Below are 26,891 nucleotides of genomic sequence, written 5' to 3' on the forward strand. Positions count from 1 at the left end.
GGACCCGTGGCGGCTGAGCCTAATAAAATCATTTATTCGATGATCCGCGTCAGCAAGTTCCATGACAAGAAGCCGATCATCAAGGACATCTCGCTGTCGTATTTCTACGGCGCCAAGATCGGGGTGCTGGGGCTCAACGGCGCGGGCAAATCCACGCTGCTCAGAATTCTGGCCGGGGTGGACAAGGATTTCCAGGGCGAAACCGTCCTGACCCCGGGGCACACCATCGGCTACCTGGAGCAGGACCCGCTGGTGGACGTGCAAAAGACGGTGCGTGAGGTGGTCGAGGAAGGCGTGGCCGAAACGGTGGCGCTTTTAAAGGAATTCGAGGACATCAACGCCGCCTTTGCCGAGCCCATGGACGATGACGCCATGAACGCGCTGATCGAGCGCCAGGGCGAAGTCCAGGAAAAGCTCGACGCCTGCGACGCCTGGGAGCTCGACAGCCGGCTGGAGATGGCCATGGACGCCCTGCGTTGTCCGCCGCCGGACACGCCCGTGTCCGTACTCTCGGGCGGCGAGCGTCGCCGCGTGGCGTTGTGCCGGCTGTTTCTCCAGAAACCCGACATCATGCTCCTCGACGAGCCCACCAACCACCTGGACGCCGAAACCGTGGCCTGGATGGAGCATTTCCTGCACGGCTACCCGGGCACGGTCATCGCCGTCACCCACGACCGTTATTTCCTGGACAACGTGGCCGGCTGGATCCTGGAGCTCGATCGGGGCCGGGGCATTCCCTGGAAGGGCAACTATTCCTCGTGGCTGGAGCAAAAGCAGGAACGGCTGCGCCAGGAGGAAAAGTCGGAAAGCGAGCGCCAGAAGACCCTGGCCCGCGAACTCGAGTGGGTGCGCATGTCCCCGCACGGCCGCCACGCCAAGTCCAAGGCCCGCATCACGGCCTACGAATCCCTGGCTTCCCAGGAATCCGACCGGTTGGCCAAGGATCTGGAGATCTACATTCCGCCCGGACCGCGCCTGGGCAAAAACGTCATCGAGGCCGAGGGCGTGGCCAAGGGATTCGACGACAAGCTGCTTTTCGAGAACCTGACCTTCACCGTGCCGCGCGGGGCCATTGTCGGCATCATCGGCCCCAACGGCGCGGGCAAGACCACCATGTTCAAACTCATTACCGGTCAGGAGACGCCTGATGCCGGGTCCTTCAAACTCGGCGAGACGGTGCAGCTGGCCTACGTGGACCAGAACCGCGAAAGCCTCGACCCGGAAAAGACCGTGTTCGAGGCCGTGGGCGAAGGCTACGACACCATCCGGCTGGGCACGCGGGACGTCAACGCCCGCGCCTATGTGGCCCGGTTCAACTTCACCGGCCAGGACCAGCAAAAGAAGGTCAAGGTGCTCTCCGGCGGCGAGAAGAACCGGCTGCACCTGGCGCTGATGCTCAAAAGCGGCGCCAACGTGCTGCTGCTCGACGAACCGACCAACGACCTGGACGTCAATACCCTGCGAGCCCTGGAAGACGCGCTGCTGTCCTTTGCCGGCTCGGCCCTGGTCATCAGCCACGACCGCTGGTTTCTCGACCGCGTGGCCAGCCACATCCTGGCCTTCGATGGCGAAAGCCAGGTGGTCTTTTTCGACGGCAACTTCACGGAATACGAGGCCGACCGCAAGGCGCGCCTCGGCGCCGACGCCGACATCCCCCACCGCATCAAATACCGGCATTTCAGCCGGGCCTGAGGCTGAAGGATGCGAGAGGGGCACCCCTTTAAAAAGGGGTGCCCCTCTCGCGCTCTCCCCTCCCGAAATTTTTTAACAGGTAGCGGCCGTAGCGATACGATGTTGTTACCGTGAGAAGTTTTTGGAGAGGGGGTCTGGGGGAGAACCTTTTTTCAAAAAGGCTCTCCCCCGGCGCGCTTTCAAAAAAACTACGCAGGCGACCGAATCAACTGCACGCGGCCGATCTGTCCGTCGGTCAGGCGGACCTTGATCCCGCGCGAATGAAACGGGGACTTGGTCAGGATGTCCTTGACCACGCCTTCGGTCAGCGCCCCGGTGCGCTGGTCCTTTTTGAGCACGATGGCCACGGCCAGCCCCGGGCGGATGTCGGCGCGTTTGGTGCCGTCTGGCATGATGAGCCCCCTACGCCGGCACGAAGCGCAAAAACTTGCGCGGTTTCTCGTAGCCGTCGGCCAGGGGGGAAAGGGCTTCCATGCGCCAGCGCGGGGCGAGATAGTCCCGCACGTAGTCGAGGAGCCGGAAATCGCCGCCGTCGATATATCGGGACGGATAGATGTCCCGCAGGCGTCCGGGCGTTGCGCCGAGTTCCTTGCGAATCCAGTAGATTTTCTGCACCGACACGATCAACTCCCGGTCCGAAAGCCGCTCCAGGAACGCCAGGGCCGGCGCCACCCGGTTTTGCATCACAAAGGTCTTGCCGATAAATTCCACCAGCATGGCAATGTCGAATGTGCGCGCAAGCAGCGCGCAGGCCGGATCGTCGAGGTCGTGGCACTCGAAGGCCACGCCGTCGATGTTAAAGTGTTCCTTTAAAAGCGAACAGCCGTCGAGCACCCTGGGCTCCCGGTCCACACCCACCACCGAGGAAGCGCCAAGCCGGCGGGCCTGAAAGCTGAAAAAACCAAAATTGCAGCCGAGGTCGACCACCGTGCGGCCGGCGAAATCGATGCGCGAAAAAGCGTCGAGGGTTCCGGCATCGATGGGCTCTTTCCCTGGCACGAGAACACGAAAATCCGTGTCGTACACCGTACGGTAGCGATGCTCCGGCGCGATGGCGTCGGCCAGAGCCAAGAATTCCTGAAGGGGGGGCATGCGGGCTCCGATTACAAAAGATTCCCCTTTGGTAGACCAGAAAGTCCGCACAAATCAACCCGCAAGCCCGGACAGGCTGTCGGCAACCTTGGCCGCCTGCTTGGGGCCAAGGCCGGCTTTGGCCGCGATATCGGCCGGGCTCGCCGCTTTCATGGCCGCAACCGAGCCGAACGCCTCCCACAATTTTCGCGCCGTCTTGGGCCCCACTCCGGGGAGATCGAGCACGGCGCTTTTGAGTCCCGTCTTGTTCCTGGCCAAGCGCTGCCGGCCAATGGAAAAGTCATGCACCGCATCGCGCACACGCTGGAGAAAAAGCAGTTCCGGCGATCCGGGCCGAAGCGCCAGCGGATTCTTGCGGCCCGGCACGTAGATGACGTCCCCCATCTCGTTTTGGCTGCGCGTGTCGCCCTTGGCGATGGACGCCAGGGCAAAGGCCCCGCCGGCTCCCGCCTCGGTCAGGGCGCGAAGGACTGCCTCAAGCTGGCCCTTGCCGCCGTCGACAAGGAGCAGGTCCGGCCACGGCGGCCCGGAAGCGGCCCGTTTGGCGGCAAAGGAGGCCAGGGCCAGATAGTCGTCGGACGTGCCCTCAAGCTCCGGAAAGGCATAGGCCCGGTAATCGCTTTTTTTGGGCGACCCCTCCTCGAAAACCACCATACCCACCCGCACGCCCTTGCCGCCCAGGTGCGAGACGTCCACGGCCTCGATGCGGTTGAGCGCCACCAAACCAAAGGCGGTCGCGAGGGAAGGCAGCACGTCGCGCTCGGCCGCCTTGACCGCCTCCTCGGCAGCGCGCCGGGCATTGGCCCCGGCCAGCTCCAGGAGCTTTCGCTCCTCGCGCCCGCGCGGCGATCCCAGGCGCACCGGCCCGCCCCGGCGCTCGGCCAGAATCTCGGCCAGGGCCGCCCCATCGCCCGAAGTCTCTTCACCTTCGTCGGCCTCGCCGGGCGCGTCATCCGCAACGGAGACGCCGGCCATCCGCGGGGCCAGGCTTGGCGGCACCACCACCCGGGCCGGGATGAAGCTCTCGGGCCGGTAGAACTGTACCAGGGCGCTGCCGGCCGCACCGACGGCTTCCCCGGCCTCGATGCCCGGAAAGAAAAACGTCTTGCGGTCGAGCAACCGCCCCTGACGCACAAAAAGCACGCACAGCCCCACGCCGAGGGCAGTGACGGTAAAATCGGCCACGTCCATGTCGACCAGACGCGTCAGCACGGTCGCCTGCCCCTCCACCGTGCGCCGCATGGCGAAAAGCAGGTCGCGAAGCCTGGCCGCCGCCTCGAAGTCCAGCCGCTCGGAGGCCTGTTCCATCTCCTTTTGCACGGATTTCAGCACCTCGGCCGAGCGGCCGGTCAAAAAGGCCTCCACCCGGTGCACCAGCGCCATGTACGTTTCGGGGTCCACGGCCTTGACGCACGGCGCCAGACACTGGCCGATGAAATGGTACAGGCAGGGCCGGATGCGGTTTTGAAGCGTCCGGTCGCCGCATTTGCGCAGGGCAAACACCCGGCCGAGCTCCTTCCAGGTGGTCCGGGCAGCGGCGGCCGAGGTGAACGGGCCGAAATAGGCCGCGCCGTCGCGCACCACACGCCGGGTGAAGGCCAGACGCGGATAGGGCGACCGCTTGTCGAGCTTGAACAGGATGTAGTTCTTGTCGTCTTTGAGCACCACGTTGTAGCGCGGGCGGTGCTTTTTTATAAGGCTCGACTCCAGGAGCAGCGCCTCTTTTTCCGAGGCGGTCAGCAGCACTTCCACCGCCGCGATGCGGGCGACCAGGGCGATGGTCTTGGGGCTGTGGCCGGCCTCGCCCCGGAAATAGGAACCGAGCCTGGCGCGCAGGTTCTTGGCCTTGCCGACGTAGAGAATTTTCCCCTTGGCTCCCTTCATAAGGTAAACACCCGGGGACGTTGGGTAATTTTGAGGTACAAAATCGAACATGGAAAAGAATTCTAGTCCGGTCGCCGTCCGGACTCAAGCCCCCCTTCGCCGCAACTTGTCGCCTTGCGGCTAAGGGTCCCTTGCCCTTGGAGATAGAGGCGTGTAAGACGAGGCGGACATGGACACGGCGTTGCAAAGGCGGATTTCGGTCATCGGCGCGGGGACGTGCGACGCGGCCACCTCCGAGGTGGCCCGGCGTCTTGGCGCCCTTCTGGCCGGCCGGGGATGGACCGTCGTATGCGGGGGACTTGGCGGCGTCATGACCGCCGTCTGCCAGGGCGCGCGCGAAGCCTGCGGACGCACCATCGGCATCCTGCCCGGCGACGATCCGGCAGCGGCCAATCCCTACGTCGACGTGCCCATCGTCACCGGCCTTGGCATTGCGCGAAACGTGTTGGTGGTCAAAAACGGCGAAGCGGCGATAGCCGTTTCCGGCGGGGCCGGGACCCTGTCGGAAATCGGCGTGGCGCTCAAAATCGGCCGCCCGGTGGTGGCCATCGGGCACCACGCGGCCCTTTCCGGTGTCCGGCCCGCCGCCACGCCCGAGGAAGCTGCCGCGTTGACCGCTTCCCTGCTCGGCGTTGCTTGAATTTTCGGAGAAAATGGTACGTATGGAAGTTTTGTGGGCGCCTTGGCGCATGGACTACATTCTCGGACCCAAGCCGGACGCCTGCGTGTTCTGCCTGCCCGAGAACCGAGACGAGGACAGGGAACGGCTGGTGCTGGCCAGAGGGCGGCACACGTTCGTGATCATGAACAAGTTCCCCTACAACTGCGGACACTTGATGGTCACGCCGTTTCGCCACGCGAGCTGCCTGACCGAACTGACGCCCGAGGAGACCCTGGAACTGACCCGGGGGCTGACCTACTGCACGAAGGCGATGCAGGAAGCCATGCATCCTCAGGGCATCAACATCGGGCTTAACCTCGGCGCGGCGGCCGGAGCGGGCATTGCCGCCCACCTGCATTTCCAGATGGTGCCCCGTTGGAACGGCGACTCCTCGTTCATGGCCGTTTTCGGGGAGACGCGGGTCGTACCGCAGCATCTGCTCTCCACCTATGACCGGCTTCTGCCTTATTTTACGGATTACCCCGCAACCGTTACGTCGTGACAAGGAGGCCTCCATGCGCGTGATCAAGGTGCTTTTCCTGCTTGCATTCTTCTTTTTCTGCATGCTCTTTTTCGTGCAGAACACGGCCATATTGGAAACCCCTTTGCTGCTTAAACTCGAGGTCTTCGGCCTCCACGCCGAAACGGCCGCGGTTCCCTTCTACGTGGTGCTCCTTCTGTCCTTTGTCGCCGGCGGCTTCTTTTGCACCCTGTATTTCCTGGCCGAGAAGGTCCGACTGGCCTCTTCGGTGCGCAGTCTGCAAAACAAGGTCAACGCCATGGAAAAGCAGCTGGCCCAGAAGAAATCCACCGTGGCCTCTCCCCTCGTGACGCCCAACTACGCCGCCGCCACCGCCAGCCCGACGACGATGCCCGCAAGCGAGGACACGGCCGCGGCGAAAAAGGACGACGCCTAGCGCGTTGCCGCCCGTTGCGCCGTGGGGGAAATCAAAATGACCCCCATGCTGGAACAGTACCTGCACCTCAAGGGAGAGCATCCCGGCGCGTTGCTGTTCTACCGCATGGGGGATTTCTATGAGATGTTTTTCGAGGACGCCGAAACGGCGGCCCGGGAACTACAGCTGACCCTGACCTCGCGCAATCGCGAGGCGGAAAGCCCCATTCCCATGTGCGGGGTACCGCACCAGGCCATCGAGGGCTATCTGACCCAGCTGCTGGAAAAGGGGTTCAAGGTCGCGGTCTGCGACCAGATCGAGGACCCCAAGCAGGCCAAGGGGCTGGTCAAGCGGGCCGTGACCCGGGTGCTCACCCCGGGCACGGCCGTCGAGGAAGGCAACCTGCGGGCCAAGGAACACAACTTCCTGGCCGCCCTCTACTTCGACGCCGACGAACGGGCCGGCGGACTCGCCTGGGTCGATTTCTCCACCGGCGAGTGGTCGGGCCTTTTCGCCCGCGACGCCGCGCGCCTGTGGCAATGGGCGGCCAAGATCGGCCCCCGGGAGCTGCTGCTGCCCGACGGCCTGGAGCCGCCCCGCGACTTCGCCCGCGAGGGCATGCAGATCAGCCGCTTTCCCCTGCGCCCCCACTTCGATCTGAGCAGCGGCCGCGACAAGGTGCTTAAGGCCCAGGGCGTGGCCGATCTGGCCGCCCTGGACGTCGGCGACAAGCCCCAGCTCGTGCGGGCCATGGGAGCGCTTCTTACCTATCTCGCCAGCAACCAGATGCGCGACATCGGGCATCTGGCCCCCTTCAAGCCGGTCAACCTCGGCCGGCACATGCTCATCGACGAGGTGACCGAGCGCAACCTGGAGATTTTCCGCCGCCTGGACGGCCGCAAGGGCCAAGGCACGCTGTGGCATGTCCTGGACCGCACCGTCACGCCCATGGGCGGGCGGCTGCTCGAATCCTGGCTGCGCCAGCCCTGGCTCGATCCCGCTCCCATCCTCGAGACCCAGGACGCGGTGGCCTGGCTGGTCGGGGACGAAGCGCGCAGAACGGCCCTTCGCGAGGCGCTCGGCGGCGTCTACGACCTGGAGCGGCTGACCACGCGCATCTTTTTAAACCGGGCCGCGCCACGGGATTTCACCGCCCTGCGCCAGTCCCTTGCCGCCCTGCCGAGCCTGCGCGCCCTGGCGGCCGCTTCCGCCGAAGCGCCCAAGACGGCAACCGACCTCCTTTCCGGCTGGGACGACCTGGACGACGCCTGCGAACTGCTTTCACGCGCCCTGGTCGATTCGCCGCCGGTGCTGGTCACCGAGGGCGGGCTTTTCAAGCCCGGCTACAACCCCGACCTCGACGAGCTGATGGAGTTGACCGAGCACGGCGAGGAGCGCATCCGCCAGCTGCTGGCCGAGGAGCGGGAAGGCTGCAAGCTCCCGAAGCTCAAGCTCGGCTACAACCGGGTTTTCGGCTACTATTTCGAACTGTCCAAATCCGCCGGCTACCCGCCCGAGCATTTCGAGCGCCGCCAGACCCTGGCCAACTGCGAGCGCTACGTCACCCCACGGCTCAAGGAGCTCGAGGAAAAGCTCATGGCGGCCGGGGAAAAGCGCAAGACCCTCGAATACAATCTTTTCGTCGCCCTGCGCGACCACATTGCCGCCCTTCGCGACCGCATTATGGACACGGCCGCCCGCGTGGCCAGACTCGACGTCTGGCAGGGATTGGCCGAGGCTGCGGTCGTCAACGACTGGACGCGGCCCGAATTGCGACAGGACCTGGACATCCGCATCCGGGCCGGCCGCCATCCGGTCATCGAGGCCGTGCAGGGCGTCGGCAACTACATTCCCAACGACGTGACCCTCGACGACGCCACGCGGGTGCTGCTCATCACCGGCCCCAACATGGCCGGCAAATCCACGGTGTTGCGCCAGACCGCCATCATCGCCCTGCTGGCCCAGATCGGCTCCTTCGTGCCGGCCACCAAGGCCGAAATCGGGCTGGTCGACCGGGTGTTTTGCCGGGTTGGGGCCTCGGACAACCTGGCCCAGGGCCAGTCCACCTTCATGGTGGAGATGATGGAGACGGCCCGCATCCTGCGTCAGGCCGGCCGGCGAAGCCTCGTCATCCTGGACGAGATCGGCCGGGGCACGGCCACGTTCGACGGTCTGGCCCTGGCCTGGGCCGTGGTCGAGGATCTGTGCGGCCGTGACGACGGCCAGGGGGTGCGCACCCTTTTCGCCACCCATTACCACGAGCTGACCGCTCTGGAAGGCAGGCTGCCGCGCCTTCGAAACGCCAACATCGCGGTCAAGGAATGGAAGGGCGACATCGTCTTTTTGCGGCGGCTTCTGCCCGGCCCGGCCGACCGCAGCTACGGGGTCGAGGTGGCCAGACTGGCCGGCGTGCCCCGAAACGTGGTGCGCCGCGCCCGGCAGTTGCTCGAGGAACTGGAGCGCAGCCGCGACCCGGCCCATGCCGCGCGGGGCAACCGCGAACGGGGCCAACCCATCCTGCCCGGGCTTTTCACCGCTCCGGCTCCCACGCCCGATACGGCCCCTGAGGCCGCGGTTTCCCCGCTTCTTGACGAACTCTCCCGGCTCGAACTAGACCGGATTACGCCGCTTGAAGCACTCACCCTGCTGACCGACTGGAAAACCCGTTTTGGCGGCAATGCTTCCCAAGGAGACTGACCCATGCATCATTTCCAGTACCGTGGCGGCGAACTTTACGCCGAGGACGTGCCGGTCTCGACCCTTGTCGCCGCCTACGGCACGCCGCTTTACATCTATAGTGCCGCCACCCTGCGTCGCCATTTCGAAGCCTTCGATTCCGCCTTCGACGGCCTGCCGCACCTCACCTGCTTCTCGGTCAAGGCCAATTCCAACCTGGCCGTGCTGCGCACCCTCGGGGCCATGGGCGCCGGCGTGGACATCGTGTCGGGGGGGGAGCTCTACCGGGCGCTTACCGCCGGCATCGACCCGGCCAAGATCGTCTATTCGGGCGTGGGCAAGCGGGGGAGCGAAATCGAGGAGGCGCTTGGCGCCGGCATCCTCATGTTCAACGTCGAATCCATGGGCGAACTCGAACGCATCAGCGCCATCGCCTCGCGGCTGGGCAAAAAAGCCAGCGTCAGCCTGCGCATCAATCCCGACGTGGACCCCAAGACCCATCCCTATATTTCCACGGGGCTCAAAAAGAACAAGTTCGGCCTGGACATGGAAACATCCCTGGCCGCTTACGGCCGGGCCATGGAACTGCCGGGCGTGACGCCGGTCGGCATCGACTGCCACATCGGTTCCCAGCTCACCTCCATCGATCCCTTCCTCGAAGCCCTGGACAAGATACTGGCTTTCCGTGAAAAACTCGTCACCATGGGCGTCCCCCTCCGCTACCTCGATCTCGGCGGCGGGCTCGGCATCCAGTACAACGAGGAGGAGCCGCCCCACCCCCACGAGTTCGGCCAGGCGCTCACCAAGGCCCTGGGCGATCTGCCGCTGACGCTCATCCTCGAGCCGGGCCGGGTCATCGTCGGCAATGCCGGCATCCTGGTCACCGAGGTCGTGTACACCAAAAAAACACCGAGCAAGGATTTCGTTATCGTGGACGCGGCCATGAACGACCTCATCCGGCCCTCGCTCTACGATTCCTACCACGCCATCCGCGAGGTGCGCCCGGCCGAGCGCGAGATGCTCAATGTCGACGTGGTCGGCCCCATCTGCGAATCCGGCGATTTCCTGGCCCGGGATCGGGAACTGCCGTCTGTGGCCCCGGGCGAATACCTGGCCGTCTACTCGGCCGGCGCCTATGGCTTCACCATGTCCTCCAACTACAACTCCCGCCCCCGCGCGGCCGAGGTGCTGGTGGACGGCGACACGGTGACCCTGGCCCGTCGCCGCGAGACCTACGAAGACCTGATCGCCCTCGAACGCTAAGCCAACTTCCTCCCTTTTCCCGACATTCCCGGGCGTCTCCCCCGTGGGCGGAGACGTCCGGGAAGTCCGCCAGAGCCTCCTTGACCGGGGAGGACCGCATCATTATCCTCTGCTTCTGTGGGGAAGCCGCATCGACGCCCCCCTTTTTCAAATGCCCGAGAAACGACCATCGTCCGGAGGAGTACGCCGTGCATGCCGCCCTGCCCGTGCTTTTGGCCATGCAGATCGTCTTTTGCGGCGACAGCATCACCAAGGGCTGGGAAATCAACAATCTCTTCGACCAGCCCCAGAAGGTCTACATCAACGGCGTCGACTCCTGCACCAGCGGCGACATTTTAAAGCGCATCGAGCCCATTGCCGCCCAAAAGCCGCACAAGCTTTTTTTAATGATCGGCATCAATGAAATACAGGCCCAGAACCGCATCATCGACAACTACGAAAAAATCATCAGCAAGATACAGGAAATCTCGCCCTACACGCACATCTACGTGCAAAGCATCCTGCCCACCCGCCGCCAAGACATCGATAACGCCGACATCATCGCCACCAATACCCGGCTCAGGGAACTGTGCGACCGGCAGAACCATTTCGTGCGCTATATCGATCTCTACGACTCCTTTGTGGCCGACGACGGCAAGCTCGGCCCCAATTTCACCAGGGACGGCATCCACCTGACGAAAAACGCCTATTCCCTCTGGAAAAAGCTCATCGTCAGCCGGATGTGACCCAGCCCCCCGGGACCTGCGATTGCCTGCCCGTCTGACGCGGCGTCTTCCAAGCGCGACTGTTTTTTCGCGCACTCGTCATGACAAACCCAGTCGGGATGCGTATAGGGATTTCAAAACCTCCGACATGCTTCACGGATTCCCAAAGGAGATCACCATGAGCGACAAATCCAATCTGTTCCATTGCGATGAGAAGCTTCTGACCTATGACGCCGCCGTCGTTCTGGAAAAAATCGTGGACGGCCTGCGCCAGCGCAAACTCGTCGGCAACGGCGAAAACGGCCCGGTCTGCATCGACCTGCCGCTTCTGGCCAATCTGGAAATCGAGTTCAAGGAGAAGGTCAAACCCGGCAAGTCCAAGCGCAAACTCTCCATCGAGCTGGCCTGGAAGGAAGAGGAAGAAAAGCCCTCTCTGGACTAGGGCGTAAGGCCTGTTGCAAGGACCGCGCGAGAGCGGAAGCCTTGGAAAAAGCGGCCAGGGGGGAAACTTTTCGGAAGACGATGTTTCCCCCCAGCGTTTTCCTCCTAACCGCAGATCGGCTGGGGGTTCAGGATGTGCGGCGAGACCGCGCGGACCGAAGCCGTGCCGGTCAGCAGCATGGCCGCAGTGAGCTCGGCCTTGATTTTGTTCAGCAAAAAGCTCACGCCCTCGGCCCCGCCGCCGAACGCGCCGACCACCAGCGGTCGGCCGAGCAGCACCGCGTCGGCCCCCAAGGCGAGGTACTTGAGCACGTCGGGCCCGGTGCGCACGCCGCCGTCGGCCAAGATCAGACCCCGGCCCTTGACCGCCCGGGCAATGGCCGGCAGCACCTCGGCCGCGCCCGGGGTATGGTCGAGCACCCGGCCGCCATGGTTGGAGACCACAATGCCGGCCGCACCGGCGTCGAAGGCGACAAGCGCCTCGTCCGGGGTCATGATGCCCTTGACGATAAAGGGGAGCTTGGCGGCCCCGATCAGTTCGCGCAGCTCCGCTGGGGATTTCGGGGAAACGGGCTGGCCCTTAAGCGCCATGACCAGCAGTCCCGCGCCGTCCACGTCCATGCCGGCGGCCACGGCCCCGGCATCCGCGGCCCGGTCGAGCATCTCCTTGACCGCCTCCTGGTCGCGCGGCTTGATAAACGGGATGCCCCGGCCACCCTGGTCGCGGATGGCGGCAAGGCCGCTGCCGAAGAAGGCCGGATCGGCCCCGTCGCCGCAGGCCCCGAGCGTCCCGGCGGCGTCGGCCCCCTCGATGATCATGCGGATAAACGCTTCCTCGGAGAGCTTGCCGCCCATGTTGTAGAGCACGCCGGTCATGGGGGCGGCCAGTACGGGCATGGAGAGTTCGCGCCCGAAAAGCGTGACGGAGGTGTCGGCGGTTTTCACCTCGTGCAACGTGCGCATATTAAGGCGATAACCGGACAGGGCGGCCAGGTTGGCCTTGAAGGACGAAGCCGTGGCCATCCCCCCCATGCCCGGGGCCTCGCCGGCACAGGCCCGGCCGTCGCAGACCGGACACACCCGGCAAAATCCCTTGAGTGCTTCCCTGGCTTTTGTACGAAGCGTGGTCAGATCCATCGTGCGCCTCCCATGGCAAAAAAATAGTGCCGACCGCGCCCGGCGGTTCGGTCAGAAGCCGTCCTACCCCGGGGGGACATGCGGCGGCAAGCCCTCCCGGAACCATTGCACGGACAGGCAATTCCCCGTGGCGTCCGGTCGGGCACGGTGGTTTTTTCACGTGACTTGGCCTTTGTCCCCATGGTAAGCGCCACCTGCGAATGCGGCGATTTCGCCGCTTTTTCAAAGCCAGAAACGAGGAGCCTATGCGGCCGACTATCGCCTGTGCGGCGTTTGCATTTTGCATTGGGCTTTGCGCCTGCTCCGGAGGGGACAAGGATTCCTTCCGCAATGTCGATCATGATAGAAACGGCACGATCTCCTACGAGGAATTGCTGTTCGTCTTCCCCGACGTCACCCCGGATGTCTTTTCCAAGCTGGATGCCGACGGCAGCGGCGGCCTGTCCGAAGCGGAATACAAGGCCTTCCTGAAGGGCGATGCGACCGTCGCCGGCAAGAAGGCCGCCGGGACCCCGGCCGCGCCCAAGGGGCAGGCGCGCCCCGGCGTTTCCGAGCCGTCGGCCACGCCGCTCAAGGGCGAGGACGTCATCGAAATCCCGGCCCCCGGCCTCGAGCAAAAGGCCAAGCCCAAGCCCGAAAAGGGAAAAAAGGAAGCCAAGGAGCAAAAGTCCCGGACGGACGCCGCCAGGACCGAACCGACGCAGTATACCGTGCAGCGCGGGGATACCTTGACGCGCATCGCCCATACCTTCGGTGTGACGGTGGAGGACATCGTGCGGGCCAACGGCAGCATGAATCCGGACACCCTGCGCGACGGACAGACGCTGACCATTCCGCCCCGCCAGTAACTGCAGACGGCCGATGAACGACAGGATCAAGATCATGCTGCGAGTGCTGCGAATCGTTGTGACAACCTTTGTGCTGCTGGCCGTGGCCGGGGCGGCAGGCGCCCTGACCAGGGAGGAAATCCTCCAGCGGCGTCTGGAAAAGATGCGTCAGGCCGAACCGGTCATGCATACCGAGGAGCAGCAGCGCCAGGAACAAAACGAGCGCAATGCGGCCGCAGTTGCCGTCCAACCGGCCAGAACCGACGACGAGCCCCTGCCCATCCCCGATCCCGTACGGCGGCCCTCGCCCGAACCGCGCGGCGGTTTGTGGCAAAATAAGCCGGGCCAAGCGCCGGCCAAGGCATCCGCTCCGGCGACCAGCGCGCCCCAACAGGCCGCAAATCCCCCGGCGCAGCCCCAATCGCCCCAGGCCACTCTGCCCCCCCCGCCGGCCCCGTCCCTGCCGGCAGCGCAGCCCAAGGCGCAGCCCGAAAAAAAGGCCCCGGCCCGCGATCCGGCCTCCGCCGCCTCCCTGGCCGCCATGGCAGCCAAGGCCGCTTCCGCCGGCAACCAGCAGACCGCACTCACCATGATCAACGAGGCGGTGGAAGCCGACCCCTCCAACTCGAACCTTTTCAATAACCGCGCCAACATCTTAAGCAACATGGGTCGGCTCAAGGACGCCCTGCCCGATTACGACCGGGCCATCTCCATGAAAACGACCGACCCCGCCTATTTCACCAACCGGGGCTATGCCTACGAACGTCTCGGCAACGAGGGTCGGGCCTGCGCGGACTACAAAAAGGCCTGCGATCTGGGCGACTGCGAATTCTACAAGAGCTACAAGGCCGAAGGCCACTGCAAGTAGCCACAGGCCACGCCGATGGGTCAAGGCCCGCAGGGACGGACGCTACGCCCCCTGCGGGCCTCGACCGTCCCCCTCCCCGGCCGCTGGGCCTGCCTGCCCCGACCGGCCCTGCCAAAACCGCACCAGGTCCTCCGGCTCCTCGCGCTCCCGCAGCACGCGAAAAGCCCCTTGGCGATAGCCCAGTATCCGGGGCATCTGCCGGCTGTTGTAGCGCGACCACATGGCCAGGGTGTAGGCCCCGACGTCATGGATCGCCACGAGATCGCCGGGCGCCACGTCCGGCAGCTTCGCCTGCCAAACCGGAAAATCCCCTGAAAAGCACAGCGGCCCGGCCAGATGCCACGTGCCGCACGCCCCGCCTTTGTCCCGACCGTCCGGGGAGAGAAGCGTCACGCCATGGGTCCAGAGATCCGGGTTGTAGCATTCGCGCACGAACATGTCCGCGCCAAGGTGCAGCACGGCCGTGTTGTGCCCGGGCTGGCGCTTGACGTACTCCACGCGGCTGACGGCCAGGCCGCAGGGCGCGTGGAGAAAGCGGCCGAATTCCGTGACCAGGCCGAACTGCCCCGAAAAAAGTCCCGGGCACCTTTCGGCCAGCGCCGCCGCATACACGCCTGGCGTCGGCGGATCGTCTGTATCGCAGTAGGCCACGGGCAGACCGCCGCCGAGGTCGAAGCGGCGCACCCGGCGCGTCTCCAGCCTGGCGTTTATTTCCAAGGCCAGGTCGTAGATCGCGCCCACCCCGGCCACCAGCATATCCAGCGAACAGCCCTGGGAGCCGATATGCACATGGAGCCCTTCCAGCCAGGGGTGGCGCGCGAAGGCGGCCAAAATGGCCTCGCGGTCGGCCAGGGGCACGCCGAATTTCGAATAGACCCCGGCCACGCTGGTCGCCTTGATGCGGCCAAGACCCACCTGGGGGTTGACGCGAAGCCCGGCCCGGGGCGCGCGGCCAAGGGAAGCTCCGAGCGTCCCCAACCGCTCCACTTCGTCCAGATTGTCGGCATTGACGGCAAGGCCCAGGGAGACGGCGAAGCGCAGTTCCTCAAGCGTCTTGGCCGGGGAATCGAACACGATGCGCCCGGCCGGGAAACCGGCGTCCAGGGCGAGCTCGACCTCCGGCAGGGATGCTGCCTCGGCCCCAGCCCCAAGCCCGGCCAGAAAGGCCAAGACCGGCGGCAGCGGGTTGGCCTTGACCGCCGCAGCGGCCAGGGCGTCCGGGCCAAAGGCCGCCGTCACCTCGCCCAGCCGACGTTCCAGCCTATCCAGGTCGTGAAACACCACGGCGGTGTCCGCCTCCCGGATCATGCCGGCGGCGAGCCCCTTTTCCACCATTTCCATGCCGCAATCCCCAAAGCCTCGCCACGGCGAGGCGCATGTTTACAAGCTAGCGCAGCAGCCACCAGCCCGAGGCGGCCAATCCGAGAAGGGCCGCCGGAACGCCCACCCGGGCATGTTCCCAAAAGCCCAGGCGCACCCCGAGCCCTTCGGCCTGGCCGGCCACAATCAGGTTGGCGATGCTCCCGGGCAACAGCAGGTTGCCGGCCAGGGTGCTCGACACGGCCAGCAGGGTGGCCTGCCCCGGACTGTCGTGCCCCGGCAGCAGGAGCATCACCGCCGGCACGTTGGAGACCACATTGGAAAGCGCTGCGGTGACGGCATAGAGCCAGACCGGGCGGGACAAGTCGATACCCCAGGCCAGAAGCCCACGGTGCAGGTCGTCCAGAAATCCCGCCGCCGCCACCTCTTTATTGACCACGAACAGACCGAGAAAAAGCAACAGCAACTGCCAGTCGACAAGCGCCAACGTCTCCCGGGAGGCCATGCGCCGGCTGAGAAGCAATGCCCCGGCGCAGGCCAGGGCCACGTTCTCGCGGGGCACACCGCCCCAGACGAAGGCGGCCAGGCAGACAGCCAGGGCGGCAAGCCCCTTGGCCGACTGCCACGGATTCCAGGCGGGAGCGTCGACGCGAAGGGAAATCACCGGCCCGGCGAATCGTCCCCGCCAGGCCCACACAGTAAGGCCCCAGGCCACGATCAGGGAAACGGCCACGCAGGGCCAGACATCCGCCGCATAGCCGGAAAAGGACAGGCGGGCGACCTGTCCGAGCAGCATGTTTTGCGGGTTGCCGATCAAGGTGCCCGCCGAGCCGATGTTGGCGGCCATGGCCACCCCGATGAGGTACGGCAGCGGATTGAGTCCCCGGCCCCGGGTCGCCTCGACTACGATGGGGGCCATGGCCAGACAGACGATGTCGTTGGCCAGAAACGCCGAAAGGACGGCCACGGCGAGCATGATCCGGGCGAGCAGCCCGACCGGGGAGGCGGCGGCGGTGACCAGGGAACGGCTGACGGCCGTGTAGAAGCCGCCAAGGCGCAACTGGGCGGAGACGACCATGAGACCGAACAGCAGGGCCAAGGTCGGCACGTCGGCCGCGTTCCAGGCCGCCTGGACCGGCATAAGCCCGCTTGCGACCAGCACGATGGCCCCGAGCACGGCCGCGCCGCAACGGTCCAAGGCCAATCCCGGCAGCCGGCCCAAGGCCATGGCGGCATAGACCAGCAGAAAAACACAAACAACAACGACCCGCATGTATGATGTGGTGTGAAAAGAAAGTGCGAGAGGGGAAACCCTTTAAAAAGGGTTCTCCCCTCTCGCGCTCTCCCCTTCCTAAAGTTTATAATGGTACTATAGGTACCCGATAGGACCTTACATTATACTGTTAAAGTCTTTTGAAAGGGGGTCTGGGGGGAAACTTTTCTTCAGAAAAGTTTCCCCCCAGCTCTTCTTACTTACCCAGTAGAATGGCGTTGTTGGGGTGTTCGCCGAGCCAGTGCACCTCGCCCGAATCGATGTCGTAAAGAGCGCCCACGACCTTCACCTTGCCGGCAGCGGCCATCTTCTTGATCAGCGGGCTTTTGGCGTAGATGTCGCTTATGGCCTGCCACACGTTGGCCTCGATGGACTTTGCGATGAGCTCATCGGTGTCGGCCGTGGCGAAACGAGCCTTGACGCCCTTGACCGCCGGCACGATGGGGGCCACCAGCTTGCCGATATTTTCCGTGACCGGCTCGTTTTTGACCACCGCCGACACCGCGCCGCACTTGGTGTGCCCCATGACCACGATAAGCGGTATGCCGAGGTGCTCGGCCCCATATTCCATGGTGCCGATCTCGTCGGTGGCGGCGACGTTGCCGGCCACGCGCACCGCGAAGATATCGCCCACGCCCTGGTCGAAGACCACCTCGACCGGCACGCGGGAATCGGAGCAGGAAAGCACTGTGGCAAAGGGATGCTGGCCGCCGGTCGCGGTCTCGTGACGCCGGGCGGCGTCCCGGCGCGGCGCGACGCTGGCCTTAGCCACGTAGCGGTCATTGCCTTCCTTGAGTTTGGCCAGGGCCTCGTCCGAAGTCAGCCCCGGGCCGGCCGAGGAGGCCAGGGCCAGGGCACAGGTCGCAGCCACAAACACCGCCGCGGCAAACGCGGCAAACGCACGTTTCATCATATATCCTCCCGGGGAATAGAGATACGGAGTCTTGTTATAGCGAAAAAACGCTTGCGGTCAAAACAAAACGAAGCGTTCCCCTGGCGGGGACCCGCGTCACGAGGCGTCCAGTTCGAGCCCCACCGGACAATGGTCCGAGCCCATGACGGCGGAGTCGATCCAGGCCCGGCGCACCTTGCCGCGCAGTTCCTCGGACACGAAAAAATAATCGATGCGCCACCCGACGTTGCGGTCGCGCGCCTTGAAGCGATAGTCCCACCAGGTATAGTGCCCGCCTTCCGGCTCGAACATGCGGAAGGTGTCCACGTAGCCGGCGGCGACGAAACGGTCGAGCCAGGCGCGCTCCTCGGGCAAAAAACCAGACGTCTTCTCGTTGGACTTGGCGTTTTTGAGGTCCAGGGCGGTATGGGCGGTGTTGAAGTCGCCGCAGACCACAATGGGCTTTTTCTGGCGCAAGGTTTCGACATGGGCCAGGAAGGCATCGTAATAGCCGAGCTTGTAGGCCAGACGGTCGGGACCACGCCCGCCATTGGGAAAATAGACGTTGAAGAAATAAAACTCCTCGAATTCCATCTGGATCAGCCGGCCTTCCCCGACGTAGGTCGTATCCGGCAATTCCCGGCCGATGTTGCGGGGCTCGACGCGGTAGAAACAGCCCACCCCGGAATAGCCTTTTTTGACGGTGGAGCTGGACCACACCGTACGGTAGACGTCCGTGCCGCCGAAATCCGCTTCATGCCCGGGCTGGATCTTGGATTCCTGGATGCCGACCACATCCGCGCCACAGCCCGAAAGCCAGTCCCAGAAATTCTTCTGCACCACGGCCCGCAGTCCATTTACATTCCAACTCATCAAGATCATGTGGTAAACTCAACCTCCTCAGCGGATTGGGGCATGTCGTCGCCGTCATGCATCATGGCCAAAAACGCCTTGGCACACGTCGGACAGAATTGCTGCCCGGCTTCTTTTTTAATGATGCCAAGTGCTTTGGCAAGTGGCATTCCTTTTCTGTAGGGTCGATCCGTGGTCATGGCGTCGAAGGCGTCGGCAATGGCGATGACGCGCGCGCCCAGCGGGATGTCCTCGCCCATGATGGCCGTGGGATAGCCATGGCCGTCCCAGCGCTCGTGGTGCAGGAGAATCAGCGGCAATACCGGCGTCAACGAGACGATGGGACGCAGGATTTCCGCGCCAATAATGGCGTGCTCCTGGATCTTGGCGTATTCCTCGGGGGTGAGCTTGCCGGGCTTCAGGAGCACGGCGTCGCGCACGCCGATCTTGCCGATGTCGTGGAGATTGGCCGCGATCTCCAATTCCCGCAGCTCCCGGTCGCCAAGCTCCATGGCCCGGCCCAGGCGCATGGCCATGCGCGACACGCGGGCCGTATGGCCCTTGGTGTATTCGTCGCGGGCCTCGAGGGCCGTAATAAGGGCAGACATGCTGGCCAGGACGTGCTCGTGTTCCTTTTTGATGTGCCGGTAGCTCTCGGTCAGCAATTGTTCCACCACGAGCTGCATTTTCTCGACATCGAAGGGCTTGACGAAATAGCGCGAGATGCCGAGGCGCTCGCCGCGCAGGATGTCGCTTTGCCGATCGCGGCCGCTCATCATCACGACCAGGGTGTTGCGCAGGTCCGGCTCGTCGCGCAGCTTCTCGCAAAGCGTGTAGCCATCCATCTCCGGCATTTCGATGTCGGTGACCACCACGTCGGGCAGGTGTTCCTTGGCCAGCTTAAGGGCGCTTAAGCCGTTGTCGGCGGTCAACACGCAATGCCCGCCCTTGATGAAGCTGTGGCGCAAAAGCTCCCGGATAAGCTTGTTGTCGTCGGCGACCAGAATTTTGTTGTGGCGTTTGCGCTCGACCAGATCCAAATGTTCCGACACCTTGGCCGCCAGCATCTCCGGGGTGAAGGCCTTGAGCAGATAGTCGTCGGCTCCGCAATTGAAGGCCGTTTCCATGTCCAGACTGCTGTCGCTGCTGGAAAGGATGATGACCGGCAGATAGCGCCCCGGGTTGTCCTCCTTGATCTGGCGGCACAAATCGAGGCCGGACAAGCCAGGCAACAGCACGCTTGTGAGCACGAGCTCGAAGTCGTGCTTGCGGCAAAAGGCCAGGGCCTGCTCGGCGTTGTGGGCGGCCACCACGCCAAAACCGGCCGGAGTGAGTGCCGCGTGCACCACGTGGAGCAGCGTCTTGCCGGCGTCCACAAAAAGGATCGACCGGCGCGACGAGAAGCCTTGCTGCGGCCGTTCCTGGATCTCCCGCAACACGTCGGTCAAGTTCATGCGGTTGACGGGATAGATGTCCCGGCCGGCAGGAACGGGTGCGGCGACGTCGTCTTCGCTTCCGACGTCGAAGGGGCGCAGGCAAAGGATGGGGATGTGTTTTCCCGCCGCGGTGGCCACCTCCCGGATACGCTCGATCAGCGCGGCGCTGTCGCAGTTGATATAGGAGTCCTGGATCAGGACGGCCTCGGGCGTGGGATTGCTCAAGGAAAGGGAAACCTCACCGTCTTCGGGAAAGGCGAAAGCGTACTCGATGCCGGCCGTCAGATAAATCTTGGACAGAAACGCCCGATAAAAGACGATGTCGATGATATTTACGACGCGCATCAACGACTCCCGGGCGTCGTCATTCCGGTTGACGCCGCAACGGCCGGTCGGCCCACCCCTGGAAAACGGCCGGACGCAACGGCCGCGTCACCGCAGTCAAAACGCCAGCAGGCTGGCCGCGATCCCCTCCGGACCGAGGGCCAAACGCGCATAGCCGCCGCCGGAAAGCGCTCCGGGGTTGATGATGACGGTCTTGCCGAGGGCATCGACCGCCCGTGATTCGTGGATATGCCCGGTCAGGCACACGGCCGGCTGGGTGCGTTCGATAAATTCCCGCACCGCCTTGCTCCCGACATGGCTGCCCGAGCCGACCACGTCCGTGGCCGTGCCGAAAGGCGGCGTATGGCAGACCATGACCAGATGCGGGCAATGGGCGACCACGGCATGGGCGGCGGCAAGCCAGTCGGCGATGCGCTCCTCGCCGGCCTCGCTTGGCGTATGAAAGGGCGTCGGCGTGGACCAGCCGCAGCCGAAAAAGCCCACGCCCTGGGGCATGACCCGGCCCGTGGCGTGGATATTGATGCCTTCGGCGGTGAGGTAGGCGTCGACGCTTGCGGTGTCCATGTTGCCGATCTGGGCCAGGATGACGGGATTGCGCCGCCTCAGGGCCGCGATGACCGGCTTGGCCGCGGCGGCCGTGCCCTTGATGGTCAGATCGCCGCTGATAACGACCCCGGCCGCCCGCTCCAGGTCGGGTATGCGCGCAAGGGACGCGATATCGTCGTGTATATCCCCGATTCCGATGAAAAACGTTTCCTCGGTCATGCCCTCTCCCTCGATTCCGACCGCTGGCGCGCCCTTCCCCTGACGCCACCTCCCTGCTACTATGCTGCGGTTGTGCAAACAATGCAACCATCGACCGCCGCAGCCGCCGACAAGGACGCCCTGCGCCGCCATATGCTCGCCAGGCGCAAGGTCCAGGAGCCGGATGTCGCGGCCCGGGCCAGTCAGGCCGTGGCCAGACAGGTGGAGGCCCTGCCCCGCTATGCCGCTGCCAAGGAAGTGTTGGCCTATCTGCCCATCCGGGGCGAGGTGGACGCCGGCATCCTGGTCTGCTCGCTTTTGGCATCGGGCCGGCGGGTGCTTTTGCCCCGCTGCCGCCCCGATGCGCCCGGCGAACTCGATCTCGGCTGTCTGACCAGCCTGGACGCGGCCGTGCCGGGCCGCTACGGCATCCTGGAACCGCCCCAGGACGCCTGCCTCCCACCCGACGCCTATTCCCCGGACGTTATTCTGGTGCCGGGCGTGGCCTTTGACATGCAGGGCGCGCGCCTGGGGTTCGGCGGCGGCTATTACGATCGCCTGCTCGCCCTGCCCATGGCGGCGGCGGCCCTGACCATCGGGCTGGCCTTCGCCTTCCAGCTGGTGCCGCACCTGTCGGCCGAGCCCTGGGACAAGTCCGTGGACGTCGTGGTGACCGAACTTCAAACATACCGGTTTGACACATGAATTACATCCCCTTTGCATTTCCGGGACTGCCCGGCGTCGGCTGCGCCTTTGGCTGCGGCCCGGATACCATGGCTTTTACCGGCGCCTCCAACCCGGAAGCGGTCATCGCCACCCGGCGCGCCTTGCGCGAGGAACTGGGTTTTTCCATCTGGCATTCGCTCAAGCAGGAGCACGGCGTCTACATGGTGTTCGAACCGGAATTCGACACCCTTGACCAACCGAGCATCGAAACGGGCGACGGCATGGCCGAAAGCCGGCCCGGCCGGGCCCTGGCCATCAAGACCGCCGATTGCCAGCCGGTGCTTCTCGCCCACGAGTCGGGAAAGTTCATCGCCGCGCTGCACGTTGGCTGGCGCGGCAACGTGGCCGATATGTGCGGCCGGGCCGTGCGCTCGTTTTGCGTGCGCTACGGGCTCGACCCGCGTGAACTTCTGGCAGTTCGCGGCCCGAGCCTCGGGCCGGGGGAAGCGGAATTTACCGCTTTCGAACGCGAATTCGGGGAAAAATTCCGCCCCTGGTACGACTACCGCACCAAGCGCATGGACCTGTGGCGGCTCACACGGGACCAGCTCGTCGCGGCCGGCCTCGACCGGGACCGCATCTACGGCCTCGATCTGTGCACCAAAAGTCTGCCGCTCTTTTTCTCCTACCGCCGCGACAAGACCACCAACCGCCAGGCCAGCCTGATCTGGATCAAAGAAGAAAATTACTAAAGGACAATGCGAGAGAGGAAACCCTTTAAAAAGGGTTCTCCCCTCTCGCACCCTCTTCCCCTCTCCTCCAAGGAAATAGGACGATGGCACAGCGGATCGGATTTCTCGGTCTTGGCATCATGGGCACGGCCATGTCCGGCAACTGTCTGCGGGCCGGTTTCGACGTCATGGTCTGGAACCGCTCCCCCGGGCCGGCCGCCCGGCTCGCCGCCGAGGGAGCCACAGTGGCCAAGACGCCGGCCGAAGCGGCGGCCCATGGCGATGTGACCATCGTCATGCTGACCGGCCCCGAGGCCTGCGAAGCGGTGCTTTTCGGCCCGGACGGCGCGGCCGCCTCCCTGGGACCGGGCAAGACCCTCGTCAACATGAGCACCATCTCCCCGGCCTATGCCCGGCAGGCCGCCGCGTGCGTGCGTGAAACCGGCGCGGAGTACGTGGACGCCCCGGTTTCCGGCTCCAAAAAACCGGCCGAGGACGCCACACTCGTCATCCTGGCCGGCGGACGCGAGGAAGCCATTGCCGCCGTGGAGCCGGTGCTTCTGGCCATGGGCAAGAAAGTCGCCCGGTGCGGCGAGGCGGGCATGGGCTCGACCATGAAGGTCACGGTCAACGTGCTGCTCGGCATCATGGCCGAGGGGCTGGCCGAAACGGTGCGCCTGGGCGAGTCGCTCGGGCTTTCGCGGCAGGCGCTTCTCGACGTTGTCATGGCCGGTCCCATGGCCAACGACCTGTTTCGGCTCAAGGACCCCATGTTTCGCGTCGACGACTATCCGGCCCAGTTCCCGGCCAAACACATGGCCAAGGACTTGACCTTTGCCGTGGAAGCGGCCCGGGATGCGGGCGCGAACATTCCCGTCTTGTCCGTCCTGGCCCCGCTCTACCACACGCTCGTGGACACGGGCCTTGGCGATGCGGATTTCGCGGCCGTGATCAAGGCGCTGGGCTAGCCCGCCCTGTTCTCAAAAAACTCCTGAATCTTGTTGTCAAAACGCCATCCAGTTAAAAAATTTAGGAAAGGGAGAGCGCGAGAGGGGAGAACCCTTTGCAAAAGGGTTGCCCCTCTCGCACCCTCTTCTCCATCCTCATCCAATTGACGAAAGGACGGAAAGCCGGCAGGGCATCGCCATGACAGGCGTTATGCTGCGTTTCGCATTCGCGCTCTCCATTCTCTCTTACGCCGCCTGGGGCGTCGCGCTCGATGCCCGGGCCACCGACGGCCTTTACGGCAACGCACCAATCCCCGGGATCGGCCGGCCGGTCAGGGTCGGCGGCGACCGCGACTACCCGCCCTACGAATTTCTGGACAAGGACGGCAAACCGGCCGGCTTCAACGTGGATCTGACCCGGGCCGTGGCCGAGGTCATGGGCATGAAGGTGGAATTCCGCCTCGGGGCCTGGGCGGGTGAACGCGAAGCGCTCATGGACGGCGGCCTGGATATCCTGGAGGGCATGACCTATTCCGACGAGCGGGCCCAGCTCCTCGACTTCGCCCCCCACACCATCGTCAACCACGCCATTTTCGCCCGGCGCGGCGCGCCGCCCGTCTCGAACCTCGACGATCTGGCCGGCAAAAAGGTCATCGTACACCGCGCCGGTTTCATGCACGACACCCTGGCCGCCAAGGGCATGGAAAAAGACCTCATCTTTTCCGAAACCCCGGCCGACGGCCTGCGGCTTCTGGCCTCGGGCGTAGGCGATTACGCCGTGGTGGCCATACTGCCCGGCATCTCCATCATCCGCGAAAACAAGCTGGACAACATCCAGCCCGTGGCCCGAAGCGTCGCCACCGTGCGCTACGGCTACGCCACCAAAAAAGGCAACGACGCTCTGATCGCCCGCTTCAGCGAGGGGCTGGCCATCCTGCGCGAAACCGGGCGCTATCAGGCCATACATGACAAGTGGCTCGGGGTGCTGGAAAACGGCAAGGTCAAATGGCAAACCCTCGCCGTCTACGTGGGGGCCGTGGTCACGCCACTTCTGGCCCTGCTCGGCGGCTCCATGCTCTGGGCCCATATGCTGCGCCGACAGGTGGCCCAGCGCACCCGGTCCCTGACCAAGGCCCTGGACGAACTGTCCAGCAACCAGCGCCAGCTCGTCCAGGCCGACAAGATGGCCGCACTCGGCACCCTGGTTTCCGGCGTGGCCCACGAAATCAACAATCCCAACGGCTTGATCCTGCTCAACATTCCTATTCTGCGCAAAGTCCAGGCCGACGTTTCCCGGCTCCTCGACGCGTGGCACGAACGCGAAGGCGAGTTCACCCTGGGCGGCATCCGCTATTCCCGCATGCGCCAGGAACTCCCCCGCATGCTCGAAGAGATGCAGGAAGGGGCCATGCGCATCAAGCGCATCGTCAACGACCTCAAGGATTTCGCCCGGCGCGAGGAAGGCGCGGCCAAGGCGCTCATCGACGTGGGCGACTGCTCGCGCAAGGCCGTGCGCCTGGTCGAGGCCACCATCCGCAAGCACACCGACCGTTTTTCCGCCGACTACGAAGAAGACCTGCCGCTCGTCTGGGGCAATTCCCAGCGCGTCGAGCAGGTGGTGGTCAACCTCGTCATCAACGCCTGCCAGGCCCTGCCCGACAGGAGCCGGGCCATCGAGGTCACCACCCGCCACGACGTCGACGCCGGCAAGGTTGTCCTTTGCGTGCGCGACGAGGGGACCGGCATCAGCCCCGAGCATTTGCCCAATCTGACGGACCCGTTTTTCACCACCAAGCGCGAGACCGGCGGCACGGGACTTGGCCTGTCCGTCTCGGCCAGCATCGTAAAGGAATACGGCGGTTGCCTGACGTTCGAGTCCGCACCGGGACAGGGGACCACGGCCTGCCTGGAACTGCCCGTGCCCAAGGAGGAATCGCCGGCATGACCACCGCCCCGTCCCCGGCCTTCGCCATCCTGATCGTGGACGACGAGCCGGCCTGGCTGCGCTCCCTGTCGCTGACCCTCGAATCGGCGGCCGGCATCACCAACACCTTTTTGTGCCAGGACAGCCGCGAGGTTCTGCCGCTTCTGGACAAGGGCGGCATCGGCCTCGTCCTGCTCGACCTGACCATGCCCGGCAAGTCCGGCGAAGAGCTGCTCGCCGCCATCGGCGAACGCCACCCGGACGTGGCCTGCATCATCATCAGCGGCGTCAACCAGCTCGACACCGCCGTGCGCTGCATGAAGCTCGGGGCCTTCGATTATTACGTCAAGACCGACGAGGAGGACCGCATCGTCAGCGGCGTGCTGCGGGCCATCCGCATGCTGGAGCTGCGCGACGAGAACCGGGCCGTCAAAAGCCGGTTGGTGGCCGGCGGTCCGGCCCATCCCGAGGCCTTTGCCGGCATCGTCACCCGTTCCCGGGCCATGCACGCCGTGTTCGCCTACATCGAGGCCGTGGCCGCCAGTTCCCAGCCGCTGCTTATTACCGGCGAATCCGGCGTGGGCAAGGAAAACCTGGTGCGGGCCACCCATGCCATAAGCGGGCGCACAGGGCCGCTCGTGGCGGTCAACGTGGCCGGCCTCGACGACGCCGTCTTTGCCGACACCCTGTTCGGCCATGTCCGGGGGGCCTACACCGGAGCCGAAGCGGTGCGGCGGGGCATGGTCGAGGAAGCGGCCGGGGGAACGCTTTTTCTCGATGAAATCGGGGACCTGTCCGTGCCCTCGCAAGTGAAGCTTTTGCGCCTGCTCCAGGAAGGCGAGTACTATCCGCTCGGCAGCGACCAGCCGAGGCGCCTAGCGGCCCGGGTCATCGTCGCCACCCACCGCGACCTGGCCGCCGACGAGGCCGAGGGCAAATTTCGCCGCGACCTTTATTTCCGGCTGCGCACCCACCATGTCCACATCCCGGCCCTGCGGGAGCGCAAGGAGGACATCGAACCGCTGCTGCGCCATTTCCTGGCCGAGGCCGCCACGGCCCTTGGCAAGCCGACGCCCGCCTTTCCGCCGGAACTGGTCGGCTGCCTGGGCGCTTACGCCTTTCCCGGCAACATCCGGGAGCTTCGGGCCATGGTCTTCGACGCCGTAAGCCTCCACACCTCACGCATGCTCTCCATGAAGAGCTTTCTTGCGGCCATGGGCCGCGCCAATCCCTGCCCGGCCGCCGCGCCGCCGCCCAATCCCTTCGCGCCCTTCGAACAGCTGCCCACCTTTGCCGAGGCGGCCCGCTTCCTGGTCGACGAAGCCCTGGCCCGCTCCGGCGGCAACCAGACCCTGGCCGCGCGCCTGCTCGGCATCTCCCAGCCGGCGCTCAGCAAACGCCTCAAGCACGCCGCCAAACCCTCATAACCAAGGCAATGGCCATAACCTTTGGGGAATGGCCGCCAACATTCTGTAAAATATCGCCTTTTTATCCGTATGGCGCATAGCCCCCATAACCTTGGTTATGGGGGTTCTTTTGTGACGGCCATCGTATCTTCCCGACTTTGTCTTTTATTTCACTAGACTGCCACAGTTCTGTCAGCTTGGCACCCATCCTGCT

25 protein-coding genes are annotated in these 26,891 nt (G+C 64.8%); 15 read left to right on the plus strand and 10 right to left on the minus strand.

The window, feature by feature from the left end; all coding sequences use genetic code 11:
* Positions 1-6: 6 nt before the first annotated feature.
* Complete coding sequence (gene ettA / locus ACMZ6R_RS04915; protein ID WP_416109769.1) at positions 7-1,692, plus strand: energy-dependent translational throttle protein EttA; 1,686 nt, start codon at positions 7-9, stop codon at positions 1,690-1,692.
* Between the two features lie 188 nt (positions 1,693-1,880).
* Here ettA and ACMZ6R_RS04920 read toward each other — a convergent pair whose 3' ends face one another.
* Genes ACMZ6R_RS04920 through uvrC form a run of 3 tightly spaced genes read right to left on the minus strand, consistent with a single transcriptional unit; the run spans position 1,881 to position 4,719 of the window.
* The gene (locus tag ACMZ6R_RS04920) at positions 1,881-2,084 is read right to left on the minus strand and encodes a YwbE family protein (RefSeq protein WP_416109770.1); all 204 of its coding nucleotides are present in this window, start codon (positions 2,082-2,084) and stop codon (positions 1,881-1,883) included.
* Positions 2,085-2,094: 10 nt separating this feature from the next.
* Positions 2,095-2,784 carry a class I SAM-dependent methyltransferase gene (locus ACMZ6R_RS04925; protein WP_416109771.1) on the minus strand — a complete coding sequence of 230 codons (690 nt, stop codon included), beginning with the start codon at positions 2,782-2,784 and terminating at the stop codon, positions 2,095-2,097.
* A gap of 54 nt (positions 2,785-2,838) precedes the next feature.
* Positions 2,839-4,719 (minus strand): excinuclease ABC subunit UvrC, encoded by a 1,881-nt coding sequence (gene uvrC / locus ACMZ6R_RS04930; protein ID WP_416109772.1) that lies wholly within the window; start codon positions 4,717-4,719, stop codon positions 2,839-2,841.
* A 118-nt stretch (positions 4,720-4,837) separates the two neighbouring features.
* Here uvrC and ACMZ6R_RS04935 point away from each other — a divergent pair, with 118 nt between their 5' ends.
* The 7 genes from ACMZ6R_RS04935 to ACMZ6R_RS04965 all read left to right on the plus strand — a co-directional run bounded on the left by ACMZ6R_RS04935 (position 4,838) and on the right by ACMZ6R_RS04965 (position 11,310).
* Positions 4,838-5,308 (plus strand): TIGR00725 family protein, encoded by a 471-nt coding sequence (locus ACMZ6R_RS04935; RefSeq protein WP_416109773.1) that lies wholly within the window; start codon positions 4,838-4,840, stop codon positions 5,306-5,308.
* A 22-nt stretch (positions 5,309-5,330) separates the two neighbouring features.
* Positions 5,331-5,831: an HIT family protein gene (locus ACMZ6R_RS04940; RefSeq protein ID WP_416109774.1), complete on the plus strand. Its 501-nt coding sequence runs from the start codon at positions 5,331-5,333 to the stop codon at positions 5,829-5,831.
* A gap of 13 nt (positions 5,832-5,844) precedes the next feature.
* On the plus strand, positions 5,845-6,246 hold the full coding sequence (locus tag ACMZ6R_RS04945) for a LapA family protein (protein WP_416109775.1): 402 nt from the start codon (positions 5,845-5,847) through the stop codon (positions 6,244-6,246).
* Between the two features lie 36 nt (positions 6,247-6,282).
* On the plus strand, positions 6,283-8,922 hold the full coding sequence (gene mutS, locus ACMZ6R_RS04950) for a DNA mismatch repair protein MutS (RefSeq protein ID WP_416109776.1): 2,640 nt from the start codon (positions 6,283-6,285) through the stop codon (positions 8,920-8,922).
* A gap of 3 nt (positions 8,923-8,925) precedes the next feature.
* Entirely contained in the window at positions 8,926-10,164 is a 1,239-nt protein-coding gene (gene lysA, locus ACMZ6R_RS04955) for a diaminopimelate decarboxylase (protein WP_416109777.1), read from the plus strand.
* Between the two features lie 188 nt (positions 10,165-10,352).
* Entirely contained in the window at positions 10,353-10,889 is a 537-nt protein-coding gene (locus tag ACMZ6R_RS04960; RefSeq protein WP_416109778.1) for a GDSL-type esterase/lipase family protein, read from the plus strand.
* A gap of 157 nt (positions 10,890-11,046) precedes the next feature.
* On the plus strand, positions 11,047-11,310 hold the full coding sequence (locus ACMZ6R_RS04965) for an amphi-Trp domain-containing protein (RefSeq protein ID WP_416109779.1): 264 nt from the start codon (positions 11,047-11,049) through the stop codon (positions 11,308-11,310).
* 104 nt (positions 11,311-11,414) lie between these two features.
* On the opposite strand, the gene ACMZ6R_RS04970 is transcribed toward ACMZ6R_RS04965, so the two are convergent.
* Complete coding sequence (locus tag ACMZ6R_RS04970; RefSeq protein WP_416109780.1) at positions 11,415-12,446, minus strand: alpha-hydroxy-acid oxidizing protein; 1,032 nt, start codon at positions 12,444-12,446, stop codon at positions 11,415-11,417.
* Between the two features lie 245 nt (positions 12,447-12,691).
* On the opposite strand from ACMZ6R_RS04970, the gene ACMZ6R_RS04975 reads away from it, so the two are divergent.
* Complete coding sequence (locus ACMZ6R_RS04975) at positions 12,692-13,294, plus strand: LysM peptidoglycan-binding domain-containing protein (protein WP_416109781.1); 603 nt, start codon at positions 12,692-12,694, stop codon at positions 13,292-13,294.
* Between the two features lie 13 nt (positions 13,295-13,307).
* Positions 13,308-14,141, plus strand: a complete 834-nt coding sequence (locus tag ACMZ6R_RS04980; protein ID WP_416109782.1) for a tetratricopeptide repeat protein — start codon at positions 13,308-13,310, stop codon at positions 14,139-14,141.
* Between the two features lie 42 nt (positions 14,142-14,183).
* Here the strand turns inward: ACMZ6R_RS04980 and ACMZ6R_RS04985 are convergent, their stop codons facing one another.
* The 6 genes from ACMZ6R_RS04985 to ACMZ6R_RS05010 all read right to left on the minus strand — a co-directional run bounded on the left by ACMZ6R_RS04985 (position 14,184) and on the right by ACMZ6R_RS05010 (position 21,024).
* Positions 14,184-15,482: a diaminopimelate decarboxylase gene (locus tag ACMZ6R_RS04985; RefSeq protein ID WP_416109783.1), complete on the minus strand. Its 1,299-nt coding sequence runs from the start codon at positions 15,480-15,482 to the stop codon at positions 14,184-14,186.
* Between the two features lie 46 nt (positions 15,483-15,528).
* Positions 15,529-16,734, minus strand: a complete 1,206-nt coding sequence (locus ACMZ6R_RS04990) for an SLC13 family permease (protein ID WP_416109784.1) — start codon at positions 16,732-16,734, stop codon at positions 15,529-15,531.
* Positions 16,735-16,930: 196 nt separating this feature from the next.
* Positions 16,931-17,644 carry a carbonic anhydrase gene (locus ACMZ6R_RS04995; RefSeq protein WP_416109785.1) on the minus strand — a complete coding sequence of 238 codons (714 nt, stop codon included), beginning with the start codon at positions 17,642-17,644 and terminating at the stop codon, positions 16,931-16,933.
* Between the two features lie 99 nt (positions 17,645-17,743).
* The gene (locus ACMZ6R_RS05000) at positions 17,744-18,508 is read right to left on the minus strand and encodes an exodeoxyribonuclease III (protein WP_416109786.1); all 765 of its coding nucleotides are present in this window, start codon (positions 18,506-18,508) and stop codon (positions 17,744-17,746) included.
* Positions 18,505-20,259, minus strand: a complete 1,755-nt coding sequence (locus ACMZ6R_RS05005; RefSeq protein WP_416109787.1) for a response regulator — start codon at positions 20,257-20,259, stop codon at positions 18,505-18,507. The genes ACMZ6R_RS05000 and ACMZ6R_RS05005 overlap by 4 nt, the downstream gene beginning before the upstream one ends.
* A gap of 96 nt (positions 20,260-20,355) precedes the next feature.
* Positions 20,356-21,024, minus strand: a complete 669-nt coding sequence (locus ACMZ6R_RS05010; protein ID WP_416109788.1) for a metallophosphoesterase — start codon at positions 21,022-21,024, stop codon at positions 20,356-20,358.
* Positions 21,025-21,105: 81 nt separating this feature from the next.
* On the opposite strand from ACMZ6R_RS05010, the gene ACMZ6R_RS05015 reads away from it, so the two are divergent.
* From ACMZ6R_RS05015 to ACMZ6R_RS05035, 5 genes are all read left to right on the plus strand, one after another.
* Entirely contained in the window at positions 21,106-21,708 is a 603-nt protein-coding gene (locus tag ACMZ6R_RS05015) for a 5-formyltetrahydrofolate cyclo-ligase (protein ID WP_416109789.1), read from the plus strand.
* Positions 21,705-22,421, plus strand: a complete 717-nt coding sequence (locus ACMZ6R_RS05020) for a polyphenol oxidase family protein (protein ID WP_416109790.1) — start codon at positions 21,705-21,707, stop codon at positions 22,419-22,421. Before ACMZ6R_RS05015 ends, ACMZ6R_RS05020 begins: the two co-directional genes overlap by 4 nt.
* Before the next feature lie 83 nt (positions 22,422-22,504).
* Complete coding sequence (locus tag ACMZ6R_RS05025) at positions 22,505-23,368, plus strand: NAD(P)-dependent oxidoreductase (RefSeq protein ID WP_416109791.1); 864 nt, start codon at positions 22,505-22,507, stop codon at positions 23,366-23,368.
* Between the two features lie 190 nt (positions 23,369-23,558).
* The gene (locus tag ACMZ6R_RS05030) at positions 23,559-25,292 is read left to right on the plus strand and encodes a transporter substrate-binding domain-containing protein (protein ID WP_416109792.1); all 1,734 of its coding nucleotides are present in this window, start codon (positions 23,559-23,561) and stop codon (positions 25,290-25,292) included.
* The gene (locus tag ACMZ6R_RS05035) at positions 25,289-26,698 is read left to right on the plus strand and encodes a sigma-54-dependent transcriptional regulator (RefSeq protein ID WP_416109793.1); all 1,410 of its coding nucleotides are present in this window, start codon (positions 25,289-25,291) and stop codon (positions 26,696-26,698) included. Before ACMZ6R_RS05030 ends, ACMZ6R_RS05035 begins: the two co-directional genes overlap by 4 nt.
* The last annotated feature ends 193 nt before the right edge of the window (positions 26,699-26,891 follow it).

This window comes from Solidesulfovibrio sp. C21, from assembly GCF_047785625.1.
In the GTDB taxonomy this organism is placed as follows: domain Bacteria; phylum Desulfobacterota; class Desulfovibrionia; order Desulfovibrionales; family Desulfovibrionaceae; genus Solidesulfovibrio.

Bases quoted from the DNA above. Each gene is read 5' to 3' on its own strand.
- ACMZ6R_RS04980 (WP_416109782.1), top strand. From the start codon at position 13,308: ATGAACGACAGGATCAAGATCATGCTGCGAGTGCTGCGAATCGTTGTG.
- ACMZ6R_RS05005 (WP_416109787.1), bottom strand. From the start codon at position 20,259: ATGCGCGTCGTAAATATCATCGACATCGTCTTTTATCGGGCGTTTCTG.
- ACMZ6R_RS04990 (WP_416109784.1), bottom strand. From the start codon at position 16,734: ATGCGGGTCGTTGTTGTTTGTGTTTTTCTGCTGGTCTATGCCGCCATG.
- ACMZ6R_RS04985 (WP_416109783.1), bottom strand. From the start codon at position 15,482: ATGGAAATGGTGGAAAAGGGGCTCGCCGCCGGCATGATCCGGGAGGCG.
- ACMZ6R_RS05035 (WP_416109793.1), top strand. From the start codon at position 25,289: ATGACCACCGCCCCGTCCCCGGCCTTCGCCATCCTGATCGTGGACGAC.
- ACMZ6R_RS04995 (WP_416109785.1), bottom strand. From the start codon at position 17,644: ATGAAACGTGCGTTTGCCGCGTTTGCCGCGGCGGTGTTTGTGGCTGCG.
- ACMZ6R_RS04925 (WP_416109771.1), bottom strand. From the start codon at position 2,784: ATGCCCCCCCTTCAGGAATTCTTGGCTCTGGCCGACGCCATCGCGCCG.
- ACMZ6R_RS04945 (WP_416109775.1), top strand. From the start codon at position 5,845: ATGCGCGTGATCAAGGTGCTTTTCCTGCTTGCATTCTTCTTTTTCTGC.
- uvrC (WP_416109772.1), bottom strand. From the start codon at position 4,719: ATGTTCGATTTTGTACCTCAAAATTACCCAACGTCCCCGGGTGTTTAC.
- ACMZ6R_RS04975 (WP_416109781.1), top strand. From the start codon at position 12,692: ATGCGGCCGACTATCGCCTGTGCGGCGTTTGCATTTTGCATTGGGCTT.
- ACMZ6R_RS04935 (WP_416109773.1), top strand. From the start codon at position 4,838: ATGGACACGGCGTTGCAAAGGCGGATTTCGGTCATCGGCGCGGGGACG.
- ACMZ6R_RS04940 (WP_416109774.1), top strand. From the start codon at position 5,331: ATGGAAGTTTTGTGGGCGCCTTGGCGCATGGACTACATTCTCGGACCC.
- lysA (WP_416109777.1), top strand. From the start codon at position 8,926: ATGCATCATTTCCAGTACCGTGGCGGCGAACTTTACGCCGAGGACGTG.
- ACMZ6R_RS05000 (WP_416109786.1), bottom strand. From the start codon at position 18,508: ATGATCTTGATGAGTTGGAATGTAAATGGACTGCGGGCCGTGGTGCAG.
- ACMZ6R_RS04920 (WP_416109770.1), bottom strand. From the start codon at position 2,084: ATGCCAGACGGCACCAAACGCGCCGACATCCGCCCGGGGCTGGCCGTG.
- ACMZ6R_RS04965 (WP_416109779.1), top strand. From the start codon at position 11,047: ATGAGCGACAAATCCAATCTGTTCCATTGCGATGAGAAGCTTCTGACC.
- ACMZ6R_RS05030 (WP_416109792.1), top strand. From the start codon at position 23,559: ATGCTGCGTTTCGCATTCGCGCTCTCCATTCTCTCTTACGCCGCCTGG.
- ACMZ6R_RS05015 (WP_416109789.1), top strand. From the start codon at position 21,106: ATGCAACCATCGACCGCCGCAGCCGCCGACAAGGACGCCCTGCGCCGC.
- mutS (WP_416109776.1), top strand. From the start codon at position 6,283: ATGACCCCCATGCTGGAACAGTACCTGCACCTCAAGGGAGAGCATCCC.
- ACMZ6R_RS05025 (WP_416109791.1), top strand. From the start codon at position 22,505: ATGGCACAGCGGATCGGATTTCTCGGTCTTGGCATCATGGGCACGGCC.
- ACMZ6R_RS05020 (WP_416109790.1), top strand. From the start codon at position 21,705: ATGAATTACATCCCCTTTGCATTTCCGGGACTGCCCGGCGTCGGCTGC.
- ACMZ6R_RS05010 (WP_416109788.1), bottom strand. From the start codon at position 21,024: ATGACCGAGGAAACGTTTTTCATCGGAATCGGGGATATACACGACGAT.
- ACMZ6R_RS04970 (WP_416109780.1), bottom strand. From the start codon at position 12,446: ATGGATCTGACCACGCTTCGTACAAAAGCCAGGGAAGCACTCAAGGGA.